Genomic DNA, 19,399 nt, shown 5'->3' on the forward strand with positions numbered 1-19,399 from the left:
GGATATACCCGCTACAAAGCGATTTATTCATCTGAAAATTTTATACTTACTTTATAGATTCAGGTGTCAAAAGTAAGAATTAGGATGCTTGCTTTGTCTAATCCCATTTTTTAATGTCTAAACACTAATTTGTGGTGACCATTACTTAAATCCATTGTAAAATTAGCGATCTGTTCCCATTATTTTAGCGAACAAAAAAACTTTTCCTTCAAAACAGGCTTTTGACACCTGAATCTTTATAGTCTAAGAAAAACACTTGTATCCGTCGATTACTCGGATACAAGTGTTTTTTTCATTTTGATACAGGCGATACCGTCCTCTTGGAAAATATCGGAAATGACATGATAGTCGCGTTTTTCATAGAAGGTCTGGGCGGTGACTTCAGCTGATAGGATCGAATAACGGCAGCCTTCTTGAATCGCGCGATTTTCGATATATTCTAAAAGCCTTGAACCTAGCTGCTGATCACGATAATCCGCATGAACACATAAGCGGTCGGGATTTAACGTTTGATCATCCAGCTTTTGATAGCGAACTGTTGCGACTGGTTGCTGCTCGTCAAAGAGAACGAGGTATTGCCGATCGGGCGTATCTAATTTATCGAATTCCAATTCTGGTAAAATATTTTGTTCTAAAACAAAAATTTGATAACGTAAATAAAATGCGGCGGCTTGTAGTTCTGGCGATGCGCCAAAATATTCCTTCATCTCATTCCTCATTTCTTTATGATAATGGTATAATTCTAACATATGAGTGTTGGAGGAGGCAGAAAGATTTATGAACTTATTAGATCAATTGGACTGGTCCTATTGGAAACGACTAAATCCCAAAGAGAAACGGACGTTATTAAGCCAGCTATTGCTTCATTTTGTGAATCCGTTGATGAAGATTTCAGATATTGAATTAAAGGATTTTGATCTGTACGGTATTAAGTGTCAAACATTTCAGCTGTTGATCGATGAAGAGGAATTTGTCTTTATTCCCGGAAACAAAGATGCGATCTTAGGCTGGAATTTAGGAACGAAAGGCCTATCTTTATTAGAAACAGCACCAAACTCTCAAGAAATTACGATCCCACAGGAATTGCGCGGTCAATACAACTTTTTTGACGTGGATTCACTGGGGGAATTGATCAATGATAAAACCACTAGTCTGCGCAAGGTTAAGATTCCGCCGATGTTCGTTCAACGTTATGCCTTGCCGGCTGGAACGAATTATTTAGGAATCTATGATGCGGTGACCGGAAGCTTTTCCGGCGAAGCGGATCAGTTTTCGACCTATGAAGAGGAAATCAAAGAGGTATTATCGCCTAATTTGACCTCAGAAGAAAGCATGACTTGGTCATTTCCTAAAAATGTCTTGAAAGAGGACCGCTGGTATATCGAAATGGTGCCTCATTCTGACAGCTATCATGTGTTTAGTCACGAGAAGCATACGTATAGCAGTCTGCGTAAAAAAATCCGTAAGAAAAATTTTGACTTATTGACGGAAGATCAATGGGAATATGTCAATGGAGCAGGCAGCCGCCGATTGTTCCGCTGGGGCAACGATCTGAACGTGACTGATCCTTATCGTGGAAAAAATGTTCGCAAAATGATGGAGCAGGCAAATATGTTCGGCTTGTTTTTCGATACGTCGATGGAACGTTTCGAGATCACGGAAGATCCCGGTGTCTTGAAGCTGACGAATAAGAAAAATCAAGTAGGCATCCCGATCGTTGATTTTCTGCCGTTATCCAGTTATTTCAGCAACAATACGACGATGCTCCACGAAGAAGTGCTGTCGCCAAGTGATTATTTGTACCGCAAGGCAATTTTAATCAAGCTCTAGTTTGACTTTTGACAAACTTTTTTCTATACTCTAAAAAGGATATGGTTTATTTCTTACGCTTCCACAGAAAGTGCACGGTTGCTGAAAGCTGCACGCTGCGAAGAATAGATTGCTCCCGACAATTTTTGATTGAAAAATCAACGCTGCTCAGCGTTAGCGAGCTGAAGAGGTAATGATCAAACTATCATTGCAATCAAGGTGGTACCGCGAGTTTTCGTCCTTGACTGCAGTGGTAGTTTTTATTTTTTTGAGAAAAGAGGAGAACAGATGAAAAAATTATCAAGCGCTGAAGTGCGCCAAATGTTTCTAGATTTCTTTAAAACCAAAGAGCACATGATCGAACCAAGTGCATCGTTAGTACCAGTGAATGACCCGACCTTGCTATGGATCAACTCAGGTGTTGCAACCATGAAAAAATACTTTGACGGCAGTGTCGTACCGGAAAATCCCCGCATCGCTAATGCGCAAAAATCGATTCGGACCAACGATATTGAAAACGTCGGAAAGACCGCTCGTCATCATACGATGTTCGAAATGCTGGGAAATTTCTCGATCGGTGATTATTTCAAAGTCGAAGCGATCGAATGGGCGTGGGAATTCTTAACGTCACCTGATTGGATCGGATTTGATCCAGACAAATTATACGTAACGGTTTATCCAGAAGATAAGGAAGCAAAACGAATCTGGTTAGAAGAGGTCGGCATTCCAGCGGATCACGTCGTTGAGATCGAAGACAACTTCTGGGATCTAGGCGCTGGCCCAAGCGGTCCCGATTCAGAAATCTTCTATGACCGCGGCGAAGCGTTTAACGATTTAGCAGAGGACGATCCTGAAAATTATCCTGGGGGCGAAAATGAACGCTACTTGGAAATCTGGAACTTAGTTTTCTCAGAGTTCAACCATACACCGCAGGGAACTTATGAACCATTACCTCATCAAAATATTGATACGGGGATGGGACTTGAACGGATGGTCTCAATCATTCAGGATGCACCAACCAACTTCGAAACAGATTTATTCCTGCCGATCATTGGCAAGGTTGAAGAATTAAGCGGCAAGAAATATGCGACTGATAAGCAGTTAGATATTTCCTTCAAAGTGATCGCTGACCATATTCGTTCGTTAGCTTTTGCGATCGGGGATGGGGCACTTCCTTCAAATGAAGGTCGCGGCTATGTTTTACGTCGTTTATTGCGTCGTGCGGTGATGCATGGCAAGAAATTAGGAATCGATGAAGCCTTCTTATACAAATTAGTCCCAGTAGTTGGCGAAATCATGGTGAGCTACTATCCAGAGGTGAAACAACAGGAAGCATTCATCGAAAAAGTGGTTCGCACAGAAGAAGAACGCTTCCACGAAACGATCAACGACGGATTAACGATGCTAAATGGCGTGTTAGCTGAATTAAAAGCGAAGAATGAAACAACTTTAGATGGAAAAGCGATCTTCAAGCTTTATGATACCTTTGGTTTCCCAGTAGAATTAACGGAAGAGGTCGCTGAAGATGAAGGCTTGAAGGTCGATCATGAAGGCTTCGACGTTGAGATGCAGGCGCAAAAGGAACGTGCTCGTGCCGCTCGGACGACAGAAAAATCTATGGGTGTGCAAACAGCCTTGTTAGGTGATATCAAAGTAGAAAGCACATTTGTCGGCTATGATCATTTAGAAGTCGAAAGCGAACTGCTCGTCATCTTGCAAGACAATGCCATGGTCTCTGCGGTAAATGTTGGGGAAGCCCAAGTCATCTTTGCCGAAACGCCTTTCTATGCTGAAATGGGTGGACAAATCGCTGATAAAGGGATCATCGTTGACCAAGCAGGCAAGATCATTGCCAATGTGACGGATGTTCAAAAAGCACCAAACGGTCAAGCACTGCATACAGTAGAAGTGCTTGCTTCATTAAAAGAAGGCGAAAAATACTTCCTGCAAGTAAATGCGGCCTTCCGCAATAAAGTAATCAAAAACCATACAGCGACTCACGTACTGCATAAAGCCTTGAAAGAAGTTTTAGGCGATCATGCCAACCAAGCGGGGTCATTGGTTACAGACAAACATTTACGTTTTGACTTTACGCATTTCGGTCAAGTAACCGCTGTTGAGTTGAAAGAAATGGAAAAAATCGTCAACCAAAAAATCTGGGAGGCTATTCCAGTGGTGACGATCGAAACCGATATCGACACGGCGAAGAATATGGGTGCGATGGCGTTGTTCGGTGAAAAATACGGACACGATGTGCGTGTGGTAAATATCGGCGACTGGTCGATCGAGCTGTGCGGCGGAACCCATGTGGTGAACACTGAAGACATTGGGTTGTTCAAGATCGTTTCTGAATCAGGGATCGGAGCAGGCGTTCGTCGGATCGAAGCATTGACCGGCAAAGAAGCGTATGAAGCATTCCGCGAAGAGGAAGAGCAATTGGTGCAAGTAGCCCAAATCGTAAAATCTCCGCAAATCAAAGAAGTGGTCAGCAAAACAGAACAATTGCAGCAGCAAGTACGTGAGCTGCAAAAAGAAAATGAACAATTAGCGACAAAATTAGCCAATCAACAGGCTGGCGATGTCTTCAAAGACGTGAAAGAAATCAACGGCACGACCGTGATCACGGCACAAGTCAACGTCAAAGACATGAATCAGTTGCGTCAATTGGCCGATCAATGGAAACAAAAAGCCTTATCTGATGTCTTAGTCTTAGGAACAGTACAAGGCGAAAAGGTCAATCTGCTTGCGGCAATGAGTCCAGCGGCGAATGAAAAAGGCTTGAAGGCCGGTGATTTGATCAAAGCAATCGCTCCAAAAGTTGGCGGCGGCGGTGGCGGTCGTCCTGACATGGCACAAGCTGGCGGGAAGAATCCAGCGGGACTATCTGATGCATTAGCAGAGGTAGCGAACTGGTTAGCATAATTTATGTAATTGAGGCAGCATCCGCTGGGGTGCTGCCTTTTCAAATGAGAAAATGAAAATTCAATTGCGTGTTTCTTTTCTTAATAGAGCTATTTCGGTATAATTCAAATGAGAGATTTTATCTTTTTGAAAAGAGGGGACCATTTGGGAATTATTGAGCAAATTATTTTTCTAGTTTTTATTATTAATGCTGTGGGTGCGATCATTACTGTTTTTCGCAAACCGCGGAATATCACCACGATCTGGGCTTGGTTATTGACATTGATTTTTTTACCAGTGATCGGTTTTCTGATCTATGCGTTTTGCGGACGCGGGATCGATGGGGAAACAATGTACCGTTTCGAACAAGGGGATGAGGAGCGGGTCAAAGAGATCAACGGAATCATTCAAGAGGATAATCGCCATGTTGATCATAATGAACCGGATCAACTTTACCCGGCCACGAAATCATTGGTGAAGTATTTCCAGAATTTAGATGAATCACCATTGGCAGTTCGGAATGAATTGGAATTCTTTTTAGATGGAACGGACAAATTCGAGCGTTTGTTTGTCGATCTTCGTGAAGCGCAAAGCACAATTCATGTTGAATACTATGCCTTCTTTAATGACCGGATCGGGAATCGTTTTATGCGGATTTTGGAGGAAAAGGCGGCTGAGGGTGTCGAGGTCAAGATGATCTATGATCCATGGGGCTCGCCTAAAACCAATAAACAATTTTTTGAGACACTGATCAAAAACGGCGGGAAGGTCACACCATTTATTACTTCAAGAAATATTTTAGCAAAAACGCGGTTGAATTATCACTTGCATCGAAAAATCGTCGTAGTTGACGGACAGATCAGCTGGACTGGCGGGTTTAATGTTGGGGATCAGTATTTAGGGGAATCGAAGCGTTTTGGCAGATGGCGGGATACTCACGGCCGAATCGAAGGTACCGCGAGCTTTACGCTGCAGGAAATTTTTATTCGCGATTGGAATGCTTCGGTGACCAATAAGGCGGATCGAATGAGTTATTTGCCGGAGTATTTTGTTTTGCCGCAAAAGGAAATTAAAAAGGGCGTGCCGATGCAAATCGTGGCGGATGGTCCCGATTCCAGCGAACAAATTATCAAAGACGGCTTTGTCCGTTTGATCTTGTCTGCTGAAAAGAGTGTCTGGATTCAAAGTCCTTATCTTGTTCCAGATGAAACAATGATCTCAGCGATCCTGATCGCAGTGCGTTCTGGCATTGATGTGCGGATCATGATCCCAAATATGCCGGATCATCCCTTTATTTATCGGGCGACGCAATACTACGCGAATTATTTGCATCAGCGGGGCGTGAAAATCTATCACTACGCGGACGGCTTTATTCATTCCAAAACAATTGTCGTGGACGATGAATTAGCTACCTTTGGTTCGACCAATCAGGATATCCGCAGCTATGAACTGAACTTTGAGGTCAGCAGCTTTATCTATGATCCAGAAGTAGCGCAGTTATTCCGTAAGATCTTTGAAGAGGATATGGAGAATTGTATCGAATTAACCGATGAAATGATCGCAAATCAATCCCATTGGCTGAACTTTAAACAACGTTTTTCACGGCTGTTATCACCAGTACTATAATTTTTTTCGCAAACCTTGGCGGGCAAGATTGTCCGCCCCTTTATTTTTTGCTTCCGGGATCCATTGGAGAACTAAAAGCGGGAATTGCGGCGCTAATTCATTAAACTCTGATAAATATGGCTGGAAGAGCTTGTTTTTTGTCTGACCTTGGTCTAAAATTTTTATTGCAGTTTTACTATCGGAATAGAGCAAAACCGTTTGATCGTTCAGCTTATGATCGATCAAATAATGCAGCGCATAAACAATCACCGCCAGCTCCGCTTGATGATTGTTGTCTTCAGCTAGTGAGATCGCAAGCTGCTGCTGCTCTTCAGAAATAATTAAAATGCCGCCGCCGCTTTTTTCAGTATTTGTTGCGGCATCGGTATAAACTTTTAACATAATGACCATCCTTTTTTAGAGTAGGAGTATATGAATGGATAAAAAACACTATTTTTGGCAACCAGAATTATCGATCAGCATCATTTATTGGTCGCTGACCTTCATTGTGCTTTTTTATGGCTTAATCTTGACCTTGGAAAAGACCCATCCCTACTTGCAGGGAAATATCGTTATCGGCATCTCGATCTTATTTGGAATCGTGGGCCTTCATCGCTATCTTTACTTAGAGGAGTCGGGAATAAGAGTCCGCTATGCCAGAGTTTGGCGACGTGAGACGCTGCTGCGGGAGCATATTGACTATCTGACTCTCTGTAAAGACGGGGTGATTATCCAACGCAAGGGTCTAAGCGGCGCCGCCTTTCATTTCGCGATGAGAAAGAAAAAGCGGGAAGCCTTCGTAAAAGATTTCGCTGCGTTTTATCCTGAAATTGAAATCAAAGCAAACGAAAAGATCAGCCGGGACTGATCTTTTCGTTTATTTCTTTTTCACATGAGCTGCCTGCATACCGCGAGCACCTTCCACAATTACAAACTCTACTTCGTCACCAGGATCCAAAGTTTTGAATCCATCATTCTCAATAGCGGTAAAATGTACAAAAACCTCTTGATTGTCTTCATAGGTAATAAAGCCATACCCTTTTTTCTCATCAAACCATTTAACAATGCCACTATTCATCACGCAACACCCCTTTGCAATTGCTGGTTTTATTATACGTGAAGCCGAGAAAAATTGCGAATCAATGAGATTACCGAATCTAAGTGGTGTTTTTCTCAGGATAATTCGTTATAATAGGATAGAACGATTAAAAAAAGTGTGTTTTTCTGAATAACGTTCGGGAAAGGGAGTTTTTATGAAAACTGATATTGAAATATCTCAAGCAACGACTTTAGCGCCAATTATGGAAGTCGCAGAAAAAATCAACTTATCTTTTGACGATCTGGAATTACATGGCAAATACAAGGCGAAGATCGAATTTGATGCTTTAGAGCGCATGAAAAAGAATCCAGAAGGCAAATTGATCCTCGTAACGTCTATTAACCCAACTCCGGCAGGCGAAGGCAAATCAACAGTGACCATCGGTTTAGGAGATGCATTAAATAAAATCGGCAAAAAAACAGTCATCGCTTTACGCGAGCCTTCATTAGGCCCTGTTATGGGAATCAAAGGCGGCGCAACTGGCGGCGGCTATGCTCAAGTATTGCCGATGGAAGATATCAACCTGCATTTTACTGGCGATATGCACGCGATCACAACGGCGAATAACGCATTATCTGCTTTATTAGATAACCATATCCATCAAGGCAATGAGTTGAAGATCGACGCACGACGTGTGATTTGGAAACGTGTCGTGGATTTGAATGACCGCGAGCTTCGTCATATTACCGTTGGACTAGGCGGACCAATCAATGGTGTGCCGCGGGAAGACGGCTTTGACATTACAGTCGCTAGTGAAATCATGGCGATTTTATGTCTGGCGACCGATATTGAAGATTTGAAAAATCGTTTATCTAATATTGTCGTGGCCTACACCTTTGATCGCGAACCTGTGACCGTCGGCGATTTGAAAGTAGAAGGAGCTTTGGCTCTTGTACTAAAGGATGCCATCAAGCCCAACTTGGTTCAAACGATTTATCAAACACCAGCCTTTGTCCATGGCGGACCATTTGCGAATATCGCTCATGGCTGTAATAGTATCTTGGCGACAAGAGCGGCACTCCACTGCGGGGATTATGTAGTGACTGAGGCCGGCTTCGGTGCGGATCTCGGCGGCGAAAAATTCTTAGACATCAAAGTTCCAAGCCTAGGCAAAGCACCAGATGCAGTCGTGATCGTAGCGACGATCCGCGCCTTGAAGATGCATGGCGGCGTGGCTAAGAATGACTTGAGCGCGGAAAATCTTGAGGCATTAAGAGAAGGCTTTAGTAATTTAGCGAAACATATTCGCAATATGCGTAAATACGGCTTGCCGGTCGTTGTTGCGATTAATGAATTCATCAGCGATACGGAAAAGGAAATCGATTTGCTGAAAGAATTATGCGGACAAGAAGACGTGAAGGTCGAATTAGCCAGTGTTTGGGAAAAAGGACCAGATGGCGGAATCGACTTAGCGGAAACGTTAGTTGATACGATCGCCAACGAAGAGAACAACTTCCATTCGATCTTCGGCAGAGATCATGATGATCTAACGGAAAAAATCGAAACAATCGTCCGTGAGATCTATGGCGGGAATGAAGTCATCTATAGTAAGAAGGCGAAAACACAATTAGCCAGCTTCAAAAAATATGGCTGGGATCGTCTGCCGGTGTGTATGGCGAAGACGCAATATTCATTATCGGATGATCCAAGCAAACTAGGCGCTCCAATTGATTTTGATGTGACGATTCGTGAATTCGTACCGAAAATCGGCGCCGGATTTGTTGTCGCATTGACAGGGGATGTTATGACGATGCCTGGTTTACCTAAAAAACCAGCAGCTTTAAACATGAATGTCGACGAAAAGGGCAATGCGATTGGATTATTCTAGAAATTGAACGACAGTTAATAGAGCAGTTACTCACTAAAACGAGTGGCTGCTCTATTTTTTTGCATAAAACGTTCGGATTTTTGCATATTATTTCGAATATTCACGAATTTATTTATAAAAAACCATTGACTTGTATAAACACACAACGTATAATCATCAGAAATAGCAGCATTCTAATCGTATTATTATACAATTGCAAGGAGGGGTTAATATGAAAGTTTCGATTATTGGAGTGACAGGCTACAGCGGGATCGAGCTGGTTCGGCTCTTGCTGCAGCATCCATATGTAGAGATCGTTTCGATCCACAGTCATTCACAAAACGGCAAAGAGATCGCTGAATATTTGCCACATCTTAAGCAATTATTAGACCTTCCTTTAGAACCGATCAATTCAGCAGAGATCATGGCAAAGGCAGAGCTGGTCTTTTTCGCTACTCCATCAGGGATCTCAAAGGAAATCGCCACAGCTTTTGTTGAAGCCGATTTTCCCATCATCGACTTATCCGGAGATTTTCGATTAAAAACAGATGGACAGTATGAAAAATGGTATAAAAATTCAAGCGCACCTTTTGACTTTTTACAAAATGCTCATTATGGGTTGGCTGATTTTTATTCAAAACCGACTTCAAAGCTGATCGCTAATCCCGGCTGTTATGCCACCGGCACGTTATTATCATTGGCGCCATTAGTTGAACAAGAGCTGATTGAGACGGATTCGATCATTGTTGACGCAAAGTCCGGCTTATCAGGAGCAGGGAAAAATCTATCGGAAGCCAGTCATTTCGTGAACTGCAATGAAAATATGACACTTTACAAAATGAATAGCCATCAGCACATTCCAGAAATCATGCAGCAATTGCAAAAATGGGATCAAAGCATTCCGGCGATTCAGTTTTCTACTTCACTGATTCCGGTGACGCGGGGAATTTTTATCACCACCTATGCCAGAAGCAAAGAAAAACTGACTCAAGAGCAGCTCTGGCAGGTCTACCGAAGCTTTTATCAAGAAAAGCCGTTTATCCGCGTGCAGGAGCAAAATGTTTATCCTAACCTGCGTCAGATCATCGGCTCAAACTTCTGTGATATCGGGGTTGCCTATAACGAAGTGACCAATATCATCACCGTCGTTACCGTATTAGACAATTTAGTCAAGGGGGCCGCCGGTCAGGCAGTCCATAACTTGAATCATTTAGCGGGCTGGCCGGAAACCACCGGATTGAGCCTCGTACCTATCTATCCATAAAAAATGTCGGAGTGTGAAGAATATGCAAATCATCGAAGGAACAATCGCCAGTCCAAAAGGCTTTTCAGCCACTGGCTTACATGCAGGATTAAAAAAAGAAAAGAAGGATCTCGGAGTCATTTATTCAGAGGTTCCTGCCAATGCCGCGGCAGTCTATACGACCAATCAGGTCAAGGCGGCACCGATTTACGTAACCAAAGAAGCGATGGCTGATCAAAAAATCCAAGCAGTCGTAGTTAATTCCGGAGTAGCCAATGCGTGTACCGGTAAAATTGGTTTGGCGAATGCACAGGAGATGCAGGCCTTAACCGCAGCGCATCTGAAAATCGCAAAAGATACGGTGGCCGTCGCATCAACGGGTGTGATCGGGAAACAGCTGCCGATGGAAACGATCGAAGCTGGGATCAATCAGATTGATCTGCAGCACCAAAAACCTTATGCGTTCCATCAAGCGATCTTGACTACCGATACGGCAACAAAAGAAATTGTTGTGACCGAAGAAATTAATGGTCAGACGGTAACAATGGCTGGAGTCGCGAAAGGATCGGGCATGATCCATCCGAATATGGCGACGATGCTGGCCTTCGTTACGACTGACGCGCAAATTTCAGAAGACTTATTACAGGAAATCTTAGCGGATAAAACGGAAACGACCTTCAACCAAATCACCGTTGACGGTGATACATCCACCAACGATATGGTCTTAGTGCTTGCCAATGGCTTAGCGGAGAATCCTGTGATCGAAAAAAATACAGATGCTTATACTAAATTTTTAGCGATGTTTCAGCTAGTCAGCGAGACATTGGCTAAGATGATCGTTAAAGACGGCGAAGGGGCTACTAAATTAATTGAAGTCCAAGTAGTCGGGGCACTTAATGAAACGGAAGCGCGTTTGGTGGCGAAAAAGGTCGTAGGGTCAAGTTTAGTGAAGACGGCAATGTTCGGCGAAGACCCGAACTGGGGACGAATCATTTGTGCGGTAGGCTATGCCGGCTCTCATACTGATCCGGAAAAGATCGATATGTGGATTGGCGACCAGCAATTATTGAAGCATAGCCAGCCGCAGAGCTTCGATGAAGCAATCATGAAGCAAACGCTGGAAAAAGAAAAAATTTGTATCTCCGTTGATTTAAACATCGGCGCACAAAGCGGAAAAGCATGGGGCTGTGATTTGACGTATAAATATGTCGAAGTGAATGCCTTGTATCATACGTAAGGAGCGAAGCATTATGGGAAAAATTGTAGTAAAAATCGGCGGTGTTGCCAGTGATAATCTAACACAGAGTTTTTTTCAGCAAATCGAAGAATGGCAGACTGCCGGACATGAGATCATTGTCGTCCACGGAGGCGGCTATTATATCACTGAAATGATGGAACGTTTGAACATTCCGGTGACGATCAAAGAGGGCTTGCGGGTAACGACTGAGCAGGCGTTAAAAATTACGCAAATGGTGTTGATTGGACAGGTTCAGCCGACGATCACAACCTTATTCCAGCAGCAGGGCTTTGCGACGATCGGCCTCAACGCTTCCAGCGACAATATGATCCAAGGGAAATTCATCGATCAAGAAAAACTCGGCTATGTTGGTGAAATTACTGAGGTCAATCCCGCGGCCATTGAAGGTGTGCTGTATCGAAACTACATTCCCATCATCGCTCCATTAGGGATGACCAGCAGCGGCCAATGGCTGAACGTCAATGCAGACGATACTGCCTGCAAGATCGCTGAGGAAGTCGGGGCCGAGGCCTTGTATTTGCTGACAGATGTGTCTGGTGTGAAGCAGGCCGGCGAGTGGCTTGAAAAACTCTCAATCGCCGAAGTGGAAGAACTGAAAAATGAAGAAGTGATCACCGGCGGAATGATCCCTAAGATCAACAGCGCCATCAACGCCTTAGAAAACGGGGTTTCAGAGGTCCATATCACGAATTGCATTGAAAAGGCAGGTACTGTCATCACAAAGGAGGAGGTCTTTGCATGAGCCACTTGTTCCCAAATTACGCCCGTGACGGAATCGACTTAGTAGACGGCTCCGGCAGCTATGTTTTTGATCAAAATGGGACGAAATATTTAGATTTTATGAGCGGGATCGCCGTCAGCAATCTAGGTCATCATCATCCGAAAGTGATGCAGGCGTTATCTGAACAGTCAGAAAAGATTTGGCACAGCTCCAATTTGTATACGAGTAATCTGCAAGAAAAGGTCGCTGAAAAATTGACGATGGGCAAAGATTATTTGGCATTTTTCTGTAATAGCGGCACCGAAGCGAATGAAGCGGCGATCAAATTAGCCAGAAAAGCCACTGGACGTTCAAAAATTTTAAGCTTTGAGCAATCATTCCATGGACGAACCTATGGCGCATTGAGTGCGACGGGGCAGCCGGCATTACAGGCAGGTTTTTTCCCGATCGTCGAGGGCTTTGAGTATCTGCCCTATAATCAGCTTGAACCGTTGAAGCAGCACTTAGACGAAGAGGTGGCGGCAGTCATGCTGGAGGTCATCCAAGGTGAAGGCGGGATCATTCCGGCAGAGAAAGAATGGCTTCAGGCTGTGGCTGCATTATGTAAAGAAAACGGCAGCTTGTTGATCATTGATGAGATTCAAACGGGGATGGGAAGAACAGGAACCTTCTTCGCCTTTGAAGCGTATCAGATCGAGCCGGATATCATCACCATCGCCAAAGCCTTAGCTAATGGGATTCCCGTGGGTGCGATGTTAGGGAAAAGCGGGCTGGCTGAGGCCTTTGGTCCCGGTTCTCATGGGACAACCTTTGGCGGGAACAATCTGGCGATGAAGGTCGCGGATGCTGTCGTTTCTGAGATCAATCAACCAGAATTTCTGGCGGCAGTCGCCAAGAAGGGCAGCTATTTAAAAGCGGAATTGACGAAATTGATTGCCACTTCCGAAAAAGTCCTCGATGTGCGGGGCAAAGGCCTAATGATTGGAATCGAGCTAGATTCAACCGAAACACTGCAGCAGACGATCCAAGAACTGAAGGTCCACAAGCTGTTAGCCATTAAAGCGGGCAAGAATGTCCTAAGATTATTACCGCCGCTAACCATCAGTCAGGATGAACTAGCAGACGGCGTCGAAATCATTCAAGCAGTGCTGTCAAATTAGCGAATTTAAAGCAAAATACGTAAAAAGTCCTTGATGCTTTTCAGAGCATTGAGGATTTTTTGCGTATGTTATTAGAAAGGTAAAGGAAATATGGACAAAATTCTAAATTTTTTTGCTATTTTGAACCTCATTTGTGCTTGATAGATCAACGATTCAGGCGTGACCGATTATTATATTTAATATCATATTAACTTTTTGGAGTGAAAGCGATTTAAAAATAGGCTATGGTTTATTCAAGTACGAATCATTATCAACTAATAAACAACAATAGTAGGACACTATTCAGTCTCGATTGCACTGCGCGCAGCAATGGAAGCCAAATAGCGAAAACTTTCATATAGATTCTATTAAACAGAAAAGGAGAAGAATTGATGGAAGAGCATTTATTAAACGAGCGGCAACTATTTTCATTAAAGCGGAAGACCTTAGAAAAACGCATTGATGCACACTTTCGCACAACAGGAGATATCAAGGAAACTTTAGAAATTCTGCTGGTGCTGCAAGTCCGAGAAGACCTGACAGAAGACGACTTTGCCTTTATGCTGAAGGATCTGGTGCGCCATATTTTCATGACAGCGAAATCCAGCCGTCTATTGCGCAAGTTCTACGTTTTCTTTGAAGATTATTTCGATACTAAAGAAGCGAGAAGCTTGTCATTGAAGCTGTTCTCGATTAAAGACTTTGTCGCTGACAAACTTAAAAAACTAAAATCGTTATTCAGCGAAACACCCTTGGAAGGATTAGTCGGATCATGAAGCTGATTCTTTAAAAAAACCTAAAAGAAAGGAGGAGGCATCATAAAAGAATCTAAAAAAGTCAGACTAGCGGTCAAATTTGAGAAAAGCAATGGAAAATCCCACCGTTTCAGCATCAGAAAAATCAAGCAGGATGTATCGGCAGAAGAGATCAAGGCTTCACTAGCAAAACTAGCGATCGTTGATCTGTTTGAAAAAGATGGTGTAGGTTCGTTTAAGAAGGCGGCAGGAGCGAAGTTTGTCGAAACCACGGACAAAGTGTTTTACGATAGACGAGATCCGGAATTGGATGATGCGGCGCTTCAAGCAACAGCCGGAGTAAAAGAAGCAGATGAAGTCCTGCTGCGAGTCCCCGAAGACCTGATCCTTACAGAAGAACGTCCAGAACCCGGGATCGTAGTGCGAAAAATCGAACTGCCAGCAAGGATCGATCCGCGTCAATTGAAGGATGAGGAAATCGCCGAGCTGCTGAATGCTTGTCTGCCGGAGAATCCTCAGGTGATAGACGCATGGCGGGAAGGCAATGTCTTTACCGTGATCGAGCACGTCGAAGAATAATTGACCGTGATTGAGGAAATTATTTTAACTTTCAGCAGACCGCCATTATTTAAATGTCTGTCTTATCGAAAATCCAACGTTGGTATAAAGCAGACGCTCTCTCATCCGCGGTCAATTAATTCTGAAAAGCTGGAACGATTTTTTAAGCCTGCCAAATTGGCGGGCTATTTATCGTGCCTGTCTATTTTCAGTCCTGAAGAGGCACTTTTCTTTTTTCCTATAGCTAAGACTTTCCTTGACGCTTTTTTTCACTTATACTGGAGCTATCGCTGTTGGCTAGATTCTATGGCGTTGTTTTATAAAGTTTTTGATCGTAAGCGTATAATCACGCATCAATTTGGATAAAGGAGCGGCCGAATGGGAGAACGGGCAGACATTTTTTTAAGCACATTTAATCGGATCGAAAAGGAATTGAAGCGTCAGTTAGGCAGTCCTGCTAATATGAGCTTTAGTGAAGCGGTCCGTCGGCTATCAAAACGGCGGGACAACCTGATCGGCGGAAGTGAAAATGATTTGCTGCAGCTGGCGCAGCTGCGAAATGCCATCGTCCATGATCAGGTGGCGGATGATTTTGTGATCGCCGAACCTAATGAATGGGCTGTTGAACGGATCAAACAAATTGAAGAAAATCTATTGCGGCCGGAAAAAGTATTGCCGCGATTCGAGAAAAAAGTGACCGGCTTTGAACGCGATCTGCCGTTAGTCGAGATCATGAAGATCATTACCGAGAAGCGCTATTCACAGTTTCCCCTTTATGATTCGGGAAAATTCATGGGGCTGATTACGCTGCGGACGATTGGGTTTTACTTTGCTCAGGCTAGTTTGAGCGGCTCGGTCAGTCTGAAAGGCCGAGTGGCTGAGGATTTATTGCTGGCAAATGGCAAGCGCGTCAATTTCAAGTTTGTTTCGGCCGATACAAAGGTTTCTGAGGTGGAAAAGATGTTCCAAACAGAAGGGGTGCTGGAGGCAATCTTGATTACAAAAGACGGTAATTCCGACGGCAACCTGTTAGGGATCATTCGTCCGCGCGATATTTATACACAAGAAGGGAAGCAATAAGTTGTTAGTCATTTATTTATTACTCAGCGCGGGGATCATCGCACTGGATCAGTGGTTCAAATGGTGGATCGTCGGCCAATACAATTTTGGTGATAGTCAAACGATCATTCCCAAGGTTTTATCACTGACGCACATTCGCAATACCGGCGGAGCCTTTAGTCTTTTTGAAGGCCAGCAGATATTTTTTATCGTGATTACAATCGTAGCAGTCGTTGCGGTGCTTTATTACTTAGTCAAACATTTAAATGAAAGCAAGTGGCTGACGATCGGCTTGAGTTTCTTTTTAGCTGGGGCGATCGGCAACTTCATCGATCGTTTCCGTTTAGGCTATGTGGTGGATATGTTCCGCCTGGATTTCATTAATTTCCCGATTTTTAATATCGCGGACATGGCACTGGTAGCCGGTGTGATCATGATTTTTATTTACATTCTATTAGATGAGAGAGAAAAGAAAAATGGATAATCAAATTGAAATTATTATAAAAGATGAAACAGGGCGGATCGATAAGGCCTTGAATGACCGCTTGGCCGATTATTCTCGTTCTCAGATTCAGCAATGGATCAAGGAACAGTGCGTTTCCATCGACGGCAAAGCGGTTAAAGCCAATTATAAGGTCAGCGCCGGCGACAAGATTCTGATCGAGATTCCAGCACCGGAGGAATTAGATCTGGTACCGGAAAATCTGGATTTGGAAATCGTTTACGAGGATGAGGATGTCGTTGTGATAAATAAACCGCAGGGCATGGTCGTTCATCCATCCGCGGGGCATCCCAATGGCACCTTGGTCAATGGCTTGTTGTATCAAATAAAAAATCTTTCTACTATTAATGATGTGGTTCGACCAGGGATCGTGCATCGGATCGACAAGGATACTTCCGGCTTATTAATGGTGGCAAAAAATGATCGGGCTCACGAGTCGTTAGCCAAGCAGTTAAAGGACAAAACTTCTTTGAGAAAATACGTGGCGCTGGTTCATGGCGAGATCCCTCATGAAAAGGGACGGATCGAAGCACCAATCGGCCGTTCAAAGGTCAATCGTAAAATGCAGGCAGTCATCGAAGGCGGAAAGCCGGCAGTGACACACTTTGAAGTGCTGCAGCGTTTTGAAGGCTATACCTTGATCGAATTGCAGCTGGAAACAGGACGCACGCACCAAATCAGAGTCCACATGCAATACATCGGCTATCCAGTCGCAGGCGACCCATTATATGGGCCGAAGAAAACCTTAAAGGGCAACGGCCAATTTCTCCATGCAAAATTATTAGGCTTTGAACATCCGACAACTGGCGAGATGATGGTCTTTGAAGCGCCGCTGCCGGTGATTTTCAAAAAAACTTTGAAGCAGTTAAAAGAAAAAGATTGATTTCTTAAATAAGGAATAGTATAGTGTCTGTAGTAAGAAATAAATAACTGAATATTGATCCTTTAAGAGTAGTCCCGTGAGGCTAAGAAGGAAGTAGATAGTGGTTTGGACTAGGTGCGCCTAGGTGAACACTATCATTTTGACGAAGTCGATAACATTCCTCCTACCTAATTGCGGGTAGGAGTTTTTTTATTGTAAAGAATAAGGAGGAAACAGGATGTATAAAAAAGAGGTTGTAGATGAGGTAACAATGAAGCGTGCGTTGACTCGTATCACCTACGAGATCATCGAACGAAACAAAGGGGTTCAGGATATTGTCTTGATCGGGATCAAAACCCGCGGGATCTTTATCGCACAACGAATCGCAGAACGCCTAAAGCAATTGGAGCACATCGACGTGCCGGTTGGCGAGTTGGATATCACTTTGTACCGCGATGACGTGAAGGTTTCAGAAGCAGAGCCTGAATTGCACTCTTCAGACATTCCTTTTTCGATCGAAGGCAAAGAAGTGATCTTAGTCGACGACGTATTGTTCACCGGCAGAACGATCCGCGCAGCACTGGACGCTGTGATCGACTTAGGACGTCCTAACCGCATCTCATTAGCAGTCCTAGTTGACCGCGGCCATCGCGAATTACCGATCCGCGCAGACTACGTAGGGAAAAACATCCCAACGGCATTAACCGAAGAGATCGTAGTTGAAATGGAAGAAAACGACGGACAAGATCGCATCTTGATCCAAAAAGAAGATTAAATAACTGTTTAGACACTAGAAAGAGGAAGTTTGATGGAAGAGTTTCACAATGATGACGTTGTTTTAGATATTCACGACCGCCCAAGTGCAGGTCACTGGGTCGGCTTAAGTATTCAGCATTTATTCACGATGTTCGGCGCGACGGTCTTAGTACCGATCTTAGTCGGCATCAACCCAAGTATCGCATTAGTCAGCTCAGGATTAGGAACTTTAGTTTACCTGACAGTCACTAAAGGCAAAATCCCCGCTTACCTAGGCAGCAGCTTCGCCTTTATCGCGGCGATGAAATTATTGATGAAAAGTGACGGTTATCCGGCAGTCGCGCAAGGGGCTTTGACCTGCGGCTTGGTTTACCTGATCGTTTCCTTCATTATTAGAAAAATCGGCTCCGGCTGGCTAGATAAAATCTTGCCGCCGATCGTCGTTGGACCAGTCGTAATGGTAATCGGCTTAGGTCTAGCCAGCAACGCAGCGCAAAACGCGATGTACAACAACGGCGTATACAGCTTCAAATATGTAATGGTCGCTTTGATCACCTTAGCTTTGACGATTTTCTTCAATATGTTCTTCACCGGCTTCTTAGGCTTGATCCCGATCCTGTTAGGAATCGTCGGCGGCTACGTCACAGCAATGCTCTTCGGCATTATCGACTATCAACCGATCATCGAAGCAAAATGGTTGGCGATGCCGGCATTCAGCGTGCCATTTGTCAGCTATCAACCAAAACTGTATGTCAACGCGATCACCACCATGGCACCGATCGCTTTTGTAACAATGACGGAACATATCGGCCACTTGATGGTATTGAATAAATTAACCAAACGAAACTTCTTTGAAGACCCAGGTTTGGATCGCACTCTGATGGGCGACGGACTGGCACAGATCGTCGCAGGCTTGGTCGGCGGACCTCCGGTAACCAGCTACGGCGAAAACATCGGCGTACTTGCGATCACACGGGTTCACAGCGTCTTTGTCATCGGCGGAGCAGCAGTCTTCGCAGTCTTGCTGGGCTTTGTCGGCAAGCTGAGCGCCTTGATCCTAAGTATTCCTGGTCCAGTAATCTCAGGCATCAGCTTTATCCTTTTCGGAGTAATCGCAGCCAGCGGATTGAAGATTTTGATCGAAAACAAGATCGACTTTGACCGTAAAAAGAATTTACTGATCGCTTCAACGATCTTGGTCATCGGTATCGGCGGTTTGGTTTTCGAAGCAGGCACCTTTACCTTATCCGCGATGGCACTAGCAACAGTCTTAGGAATCATCTTGAACCTGATCCTGCCAGAAACGGCACGCAGTGAGAAATAGT

Annotated in this window: 19 protein-coding genes and 1 pseudogene; 17 read left to right on the plus strand and 3 right to left on the minus strand. The window is 44.1% G+C overall.

What is annotated here, in order from left to right; genetic code table 11:
• Positions 1–269 precede the first annotated feature (269 nt).
• The gene (locus A5875_RS04760; protein ID WP_088932546.1) at positions 270–707 is read right to left on the minus strand and encodes a GNAT family N-acetyltransferase; all 438 of its coding nucleotides are present in this window, start codon (positions 705–707) and stop codon (positions 270–272) included.
• A 70-nt stretch (positions 708–777) separates the two neighbouring features.
• Here A5875_RS04760 and A5875_RS04765 point away from each other — a divergent pair, with 70 nt between their 5' ends.
• The 3 genes from A5875_RS04765 to cls all read left to right on the plus strand — a co-directional run bounded on the left by A5875_RS04765 (position 778) and on the right by cls (position 6,336).
• A complete protein-coding gene (locus A5875_RS04765) occupies positions 778–1,830 on the plus strand; it encodes a DUF7278 family profilin-like fold-containing protein (protein WP_088932547.1) in 1,053 nt (350 codons plus the stop codon).
• Between the two features lie 267 nt (positions 1,831–2,097).
• Positions 2,098–4,731, plus strand: coding sequence for an alanine--tRNA ligase (gene alaS, locus A5875_RS04770; RefSeq protein WP_088932548.1), 2,634 nt, complete (start codon positions 2,098–2,100; stop codon positions 4,729–4,731).
• A 144-nt stretch (positions 4,732–4,875) separates the two neighbouring features.
• Positions 4,876–6,336 (plus strand): cardiolipin synthase, encoded by a 1,461-nt coding sequence (cls, locus tag A5875_RS04775; RefSeq protein ID WP_088932549.1) that lies wholly within the window; start codon positions 4,876–4,878, stop codon positions 6,334–6,336.
• Here cls and A5875_RS04780 read toward each other — a convergent pair.
• Positions 6,331–6,717 (minus strand): ribonuclease HI family protein, encoded by a 387-nt coding sequence (locus A5875_RS04780; protein ID WP_088932550.1) that lies wholly within the window; start codon positions 6,715–6,717, stop codon positions 6,331–6,333. The genes cls and A5875_RS04780 overlap by 6 nt on opposite strands.
• A 34-nt stretch (positions 6,718–6,751) precedes the next feature.
• Between A5875_RS04780 and A5875_RS04785 the strand changes: the two genes are divergently transcribed.
• Positions 6,752–7,183, plus strand: a complete 432-nt coding sequence (locus tag A5875_RS04785; RefSeq protein ID WP_088932551.1) for an EbsA family protein — start codon at positions 6,752–6,754, stop codon at positions 7,181–7,183.
• A 9-nt stretch (positions 7,184–7,192) separates the two neighbouring features.
• On the opposite strand, the gene A5875_RS04790 is transcribed toward A5875_RS04785, so the two are convergent.
• A complete protein-coding gene (locus tag A5875_RS04790) occupies positions 7,193–7,393 on the minus strand; it encodes a cold shock domain-containing protein (protein ID WP_088932552.1) in 201 nt (66 codons plus the stop codon).
• Between the two features lie 175 nt (positions 7,394–7,568).
• Between A5875_RS04790 and A5875_RS04795 the strand changes: the two genes are divergently transcribed.
• The 13 genes and pseudogenes from A5875_RS04795 to A5875_RS04850 all read left to right on the plus strand — a co-directional run bounded on the left by A5875_RS04795 (position 7,569) and on the right by A5875_RS04850 (position 19,398).
• Positions 7,569–9,242 carry a formate--tetrahydrofolate ligase gene (locus A5875_RS04795; protein ID WP_088932553.1) on the plus strand — a complete coding sequence of 558 codons (1,674 nt, stop codon included), beginning with the start codon at positions 7,569–7,571 and terminating at the stop codon, positions 9,240–9,242.
• Positions 9,243–9,453: 211 nt separating this feature from the next.
• Positions 9,454–10,485, plus strand: a complete 1,032-nt coding sequence (gene argC / locus A5875_RS04800; RefSeq protein ID WP_088932554.1) for an N-acetyl-gamma-glutamyl-phosphate reductase — start codon at positions 9,454–9,456, stop codon at positions 10,483–10,485.
• Positions 10,486–10,507: 22 nt separating this feature from the next.
• Complete coding sequence (argJ, locus tag A5875_RS04805; protein ID WP_088932555.1) at positions 10,508–11,701, plus strand: bifunctional glutamate N-acetyltransferase/amino-acid acetyltransferase ArgJ; 1,194 nt, start codon at positions 10,508–10,510, stop codon at positions 11,699–11,701.
• A 13-nt stretch (positions 11,702–11,714) separates the two neighbouring features.
• Complete coding sequence (argB, locus tag A5875_RS04810; protein WP_088932556.1) at positions 11,715–12,464, plus strand: acetylglutamate kinase; 750 nt, start codon at positions 11,715–11,717, stop codon at positions 12,462–12,464.
• Positions 12,461–13,603, plus strand: a complete 1,143-nt coding sequence (locus tag A5875_RS04815; protein ID WP_088932557.1) for an acetylornithine transaminase — start codon at positions 12,461–12,463, stop codon at positions 13,601–13,603. Before argB ends, A5875_RS04815 begins: the two co-directional genes overlap by 4 nt.
• A 371-nt stretch (positions 13,604–13,974) precedes the next feature.
• A complete protein-coding gene (locus tag A5875_RS04820) occupies positions 13,975–14,358 on the plus strand; it encodes a hypothetical protein (protein WP_088932558.1) in 384 nt (127 codons plus the stop codon).
• A 42-nt stretch (positions 14,359–14,400) separates the two neighbouring features.
• A pseudogene (locus tag A5875_RS24100) lies at positions 14,401–14,610 on the plus strand (DUF2922 domain-containing protein); the annotation flags it as partial.
• A 33-nt stretch (positions 14,611–14,643) separates the two neighbouring features.
• Positions 14,644–14,916, plus strand: coding sequence for a hypothetical protein (locus tag A5875_RS24105; protein WP_254911846.1), 273 nt, complete (start codon positions 14,644–14,646; stop codon positions 14,914–14,916).
• A gap of 357 nt (positions 14,917–15,273) precedes the next feature.
• Positions 15,274–15,975, plus strand: a complete 702-nt coding sequence (locus tag A5875_RS04830) for a CBS domain-containing protein (RefSeq protein ID WP_088932560.1) — start codon at positions 15,274–15,276, stop codon at positions 15,973–15,975.
• Between the two features lies 1 nt (position 15,976).
• A complete protein-coding gene (gene lspA / locus A5875_RS04835; protein WP_088932561.1) occupies positions 15,977–16,438 on the plus strand; it encodes a signal peptidase II in 462 nt (153 codons plus the stop codon).
• Complete coding sequence (locus tag A5875_RS04840) at positions 16,431–17,339, plus strand: RluA family pseudouridine synthase (RefSeq protein WP_088932562.1); 909 nt, start codon at positions 16,431–16,433, stop codon at positions 17,337–17,339. The genes lspA and A5875_RS04840 overlap by 8 nt, the downstream gene beginning before the upstream one ends.
• A gap of 217 nt (positions 17,340–17,556) precedes the next feature.
• Positions 17,557–18,093, plus strand: coding sequence for a bifunctional pyr operon transcriptional regulator/uracil phosphoribosyltransferase PyrR (gene pyrR / locus A5875_RS04845; protein WP_088932563.1), 537 nt, complete (start codon positions 17,557–17,559; stop codon positions 18,091–18,093).
• A 33-nt stretch (positions 18,094–18,126) separates the two neighbouring features.
• Positions 18,127–19,398, plus strand: a complete 1,272-nt coding sequence (locus tag A5875_RS04850) for a solute carrier family 23 protein (protein ID WP_088932564.1) — start codon at positions 18,127–18,129, stop codon at positions 19,396–19,398.
• Position 19,399 lies beyond the last annotated feature (1 nt).

This window comes from Enterococcus sp. 3H8_DIV0648, assembly GCF_002140655.1.
Taxonomy (GTDB): domain Bacteria; phylum Bacillota; class Bacilli; order Lactobacillales; family Enterococcaceae; genus Enterococcus_A; species Enterococcus_A hulanensis.

What these genes read in the sequence shown, in the direction of transcription:
- argC (WP_088932554.1), top strand. Translation starts at nt 9,454, where the DNA reads ATGAAAGTTTCGATTATTGGAGTGACAGGCTACAGCGGGATCGAGCTG.
- A5875_RS04785 (WP_088932551.1), top strand. Translation starts at nt 6,752, where the DNA reads ATGGATAAAAAACACTATTTTTGGCAACCAGAATTATCGATCAGCATC.
- alaS (WP_088932548.1), top strand. Translation starts at nt 2,098, where the DNA reads ATGAAAAAATTATCAAGCGCTGAAGTGCGCCAAATGTTTCTAGATTTC.
- A5875_RS04780 (WP_088932550.1), bottom strand. Translation starts at nt 6,717, where the DNA reads ATGTTAAAAGTTTATACCGATGCCGCAACAAATACTGAAAAAAGCGGC.
- A5875_RS04815 (WP_088932557.1), top strand. Translation starts at nt 12,461, where the DNA reads ATGAGCCACTTGTTCCCAAATTACGCCCGTGACGGAATCGACTTAGTA.
- A5875_RS04840 (WP_088932562.1), top strand. Translation starts at nt 16,431, where the DNA reads ATGGATAATCAAATTGAAATTATTATAAAAGATGAAACAGGGCGGATC.
- pyrR (WP_088932563.1), top strand. Translation starts at nt 17,557, where the DNA reads ATGTATAAAAAAGAGGTTGTAGATGAGGTAACAATGAAGCGTGCGTTG.
- A5875_RS04760 (WP_088932546.1), bottom strand. Translation starts at nt 707, where the DNA reads ATGAAGGAATATTTTGGCGCATCGCCAGAACTACAAGCCGCCGCATTT.
- A5875_RS04765 (WP_088932547.1), top strand. Translation starts at nt 778, where the DNA reads ATGAACTTATTAGATCAATTGGACTGGTCCTATTGGAAACGACTAAAT.
- argJ (WP_088932555.1), top strand. Translation starts at nt 10,508, where the DNA reads ATGCAAATCATCGAAGGAACAATCGCCAGTCCAAAAGGCTTTTCAGCC.
- A5875_RS04850 (WP_088932564.1), top strand. Translation starts at nt 18,127, where the DNA reads ATGGAAGAGTTTCACAATGATGACGTTGTTTTAGATATTCACGACCGC.
- argB (WP_088932556.1), top strand. Translation starts at nt 11,715, where the DNA reads ATGGGAAAAATTGTAGTAAAAATCGGCGGTGTTGCCAGTGATAATCTA.
- A5875_RS04830 (WP_088932560.1), top strand. Translation starts at nt 15,274, where the DNA reads ATGGGAGAACGGGCAGACATTTTTTTAAGCACATTTAATCGGATCGAA.
- A5875_RS04820 (WP_088932558.1), top strand. Translation starts at nt 13,975, where the DNA reads ATGGAAGAGCATTTATTAAACGAGCGGCAACTATTTTCATTAAAGCGG.
- A5875_RS04795 (WP_088932553.1), top strand. Translation starts at nt 7,569, where the DNA reads ATGAAAACTGATATTGAAATATCTCAAGCAACGACTTTAGCGCCAATT.
- A5875_RS04790 (WP_088932552.1), bottom strand. Translation starts at nt 7,393, where the DNA reads ATGAATAGTGGCATTGTTAAATGGTTTGATGAGAAAAAAGGGTATGGC.